We start from the raw sequence: 3,476 nt of genomic DNA, 5'->3' as shown, positions 1-3,476 counted from the left end.
CGAGGGGGTAGGCGATGGAGCTAGACTAATAAGAAAAGCGACAGCGCCTGGTCACCCCCGACAAGCTTAAGTAAGGCTTGGCGCACTCACTTTAATGGAAAAGGTGATGATATGTTTTTACAAAAATGGTTAAGTTTTTACTTTCATTTACCTATCTTTATTCGACTGCTACTCTCTGTCTTACTATTAATGTTCCTATTCGGCTTACTTATACATATGTTAGAGCCAGTTCATTTCCCAACAATCTTTGATGGTATTTGGTGGGCGTTTGTTACAGGATCTACTGTTGGATATGGAGATTATGTCCCCCTTAGCTTGACCGGAAAAATTGTCGGTATTATGCTCATTCTCGCAGGAGGCGGTTTGGTTACCTTCTATATGGCAACTATTTCTATTGGAACTGTGAAACATGAACAAGATTTATCAGAAGGTAAAGTTACATTCAAAGGAACGAATCATATTATTATTGTAGGATGGAACGAGAGAACAAAAGCTCTTGTAAACACCTTACAAAACGTAAACCCCACGAAAGATATAGTGGTAATTGATAAGACGTTACAAAATATATTATATCGAAAGAATAACTTTCACTTTATTAAAGGAGAAGCATCCATGGATAGTGTGCTTCAAAAAGCAAATATTGCGCATGCTGAAAAAATCGTTATCACTTCTGATCCGAACATGAATGAATCAAGTGTAGATCGCCAAACAATAATTACAACGCTTGCAGCTAGAGGGATGAATCCTTCCCTACTCATTATTTCAGAAATTGCAGTGGAAAGCCAACGAGAAAATATCGCTAGAGCTGGGGCCGATGTCATTATTCAATCCAATGAATTGATGAGTTCTCTCTTGTTTCAAACAGTCAGACATCCAGAAATTCCTGTTGCTAATATTATTAATCAGACATTGACACATTTTGATTTTTTTATGGATAAAATTCCGGAGAACGCTATAGGGAAGAGTTTCGAAGAATATGCTCAAGTATTGCTTTCTCAGCAGATATGGTTAATCGGTATTCAAAGAAATGGAGAAAATCTTTTTGGGCCTAACCCTGGCACGACAATAGAAAAGGAAGACTATCTTATTTATCTCCAGTTAACAACATGAATAAAAATAGGATTGCAGAGTCACGAACTCCACAATCCTATTTTCTATTATAAGCGTTTTTCTAGTTCTTCTTTTTCAGCTTCAAAGCCTGGTTTACCAAGTAATGCAAACATGTTTTTCTTATATGCTTCTACTCCTGGCTGATCAAATGGATTTACTCCAAGTAAGTAGCCACTAATTGCACATGCTTTTTCGAAGAAGTATACAATATAACCAAATGTATAAGCATCTAACTTAGGTAAATGTACAATTAAGTTTGGTACTTGTCCATCTGTATGCGCTAATAATGTACCCTGATAAGCTTTCTCATTGACATAGTCAATTGTTTGACCAGCTAAGTAGTTTAAGCCATCTAGGTCTTGCTCTTCCGCTTCAATTGTAATATCCGACTTCGGTTGTTCTACGTGTAAAACTGTTTCGAATATGTCTCTTCTACCTTCTTGAACATATTGTCCAAGTGAGTGTAGATCTGTTGAGAAGTTAGCAGAAGATGGGTAAATACCTTTAAAATCTTTTCCTTCACTTTCGCCAAATAATTGTTTCCACCATTCAGAGAAATATTGTAAGGAAGGCTCATAGTTAATGAGCATTTCAATTGTTTTCCCTTTATTGTATAGTACATTTCGTACTGCTGCATATTGATATGCTGGGTTTTTTGATAGATCTTGCTCACTTAATTCTTCTTGTGCCTTTTGAGCTCCTTGCATTACTTCATCAATATCGATTCCACTCACTGCGATTGGAAGTAATCCAACTGCCGTTAATACAGAATAACGACCACCTACATCATCAGGAATAACGAAGCTTTCATAGCCTTCTTCATTCGCTAATGTTTTAAGCGCTCCTTTTGCCTTGTCTGTTGTAGCATAAATACGTTTCTTAGCTTCTTCCACTCCGTACTTCTCTTCTAAGAATTTACGGAAAATACGGAACGCAATGGCTGGTTCAGTAGTTGTACCACTTTTTGAAATAACGTTCACAGAAACGTCTTTGTCTTTCAATACGTCCATTAAATCGTTTAAATATGGCGCGCTAATACTATTTCCAACAAAGAACACTTGAGGTGTCTTTCGATCTTCTTTACCTAACACATTGTAGAAAGAATGATTCAACATGTCGATTGCAGCGCGTGCACCAAGATAAGATCCACCAATACCAATTACTAGTAATACATCGGTATCTGATTTAATTTTATCTGCAGCCTTTTTAATTCGAGCAAATTCCTCTTTATCATAATTAGTAGGTAAATCAACCCAACCTAAAAAGTCACTACCTGCGCCTGTTTTATTATGTACCATTTCATGAGCTAGCTTAACTTGTTGGTTTAGATAATCTAGTTCATGCTCACCAAAGAATGGGAGTGCTTTCTCATAATCAAAGCGTACATGTGTCATTTATTTTTCCCTCCATCAAAGTTTCTCAATCTTAAATGTACCGAATTCACACAAGTAAATCAAGCAATGTTGTACAATATTTCATATTTATTTTACAAATATTGATTAATTACTTAAATAAAGAGGCTTAATATCATAATTTTACCGATATAACACATACTAAATGGTAAATAAACTATTTTAATCATATATACGGAAAAGAGCCAATCTTGTTTGATTGACTCTCCATTATTATTGGGATTGTTTAATCCAATCCTTAAGCTTATCTTTTAGAATATTAAAACCTTGGGCTTCTTCTTCCTTAGAAAATGGTTTTTCTCTTCCCTTATCTTCTTCCAGCGCTCGAAGAGACAAAGAATATTTACTATCTTCTTCTATATCAATTATTTTAACCTTAACGGTTTCTCCTTCTTTCACGTGATCATGGATGTTTTGAACAAAAGCGTTTGTAATTTCTGAAATATGAATAAGACCATGCGTACCGTTAAGAGATACAAACGCACCATAAGGTTGTACACCTGTTATTTTACCTTCAACTATATCACCGATTTTATAGTCCGCCACAACATCCTCTCCTTTCTTTTATATTTCATTAGCTACCCTAATTTTCTTTTTATTGAATGAAATGAATATTAAGTAATGTTAACATAAGATCTAGAAATTTTCCAAAATTTCATTTTTATAAAAAAAAGATGTTTAAAATATTTGTAAACGGATATAAATAGAAATGTAAGACTTTCTCGTATTCCCCCTGGATAGCAAAGCGATCTGATCGCTTTGCTTTTTTTTAAAAGATAAGAAAGTATAAAAATCTGGGTCGTTTTTTGCTCTACCACAGTCTTTATGACTGTGGTATCTTTATAGTATGAAGAAAAATATATTAAAACAAATCTTTTTTGACAACCATCAACATTGGGAATCCTTTAAAAGAAAACATGGAAATCGAATTCGTCCAATTGTAATCAAGGAGGT

General features: G+C 34.7%; 3 protein-coding genes. 1 reads left to right on the top strand and 2 read right to left on the bottom strand.

From position 1 onward, the window contains the following. Positions 1-111 precede the first annotated feature (111 nt). A complete protein-coding gene (locus tag GGQ92_RS00015; protein ID WP_184243258.1) occupies positions 112-1,110 on the top strand; it encodes a potassium channel family protein in 999 nt (332 codons plus the stop codon). Between the two features lie 47 nt (positions 1,111-1,157). Here GGQ92_RS00015 and GGQ92_RS00010 read toward each other — a convergent pair whose 3' ends face one another. Both GGQ92_RS00010 and GGQ92_RS00005 read right to left on the bottom strand, forming a co-directional pair. Next, complete coding sequence (locus tag GGQ92_RS00010; RefSeq protein WP_184243256.1) at positions 1,158-2,504, bottom strand: glucose-6-phosphate isomerase; 1,347 nt, start codon at positions 2,502-2,504, stop codon at positions 1,158-1,160. Positions 2,505-2,735: 231 nt separating this feature from the next. Then, on the bottom strand, positions 2,736-3,068 hold the full coding sequence (locus GGQ92_RS00005) for a CvfD/Ygs/GSP13 family RNA-binding post-transcriptional regulator (RefSeq protein ID WP_184243254.1): 333 nt from the start codon (positions 3,066-3,068) through the stop codon (positions 2,736-2,738). Positions 3,069-3,476 lie beyond the last annotated feature (408 nt).

Source organism: Gracilibacillus halotolerans, from assembly GCF_014206945.1.
Lineage (GTDB): Bacteria > Bacillota > Bacilli > Bacillales > Amphibacillaceae > Gracilibacillus > Gracilibacillus halotolerans.
This window is presented reverse-complemented; position numbering and strand designations above follow the sequence as displayed.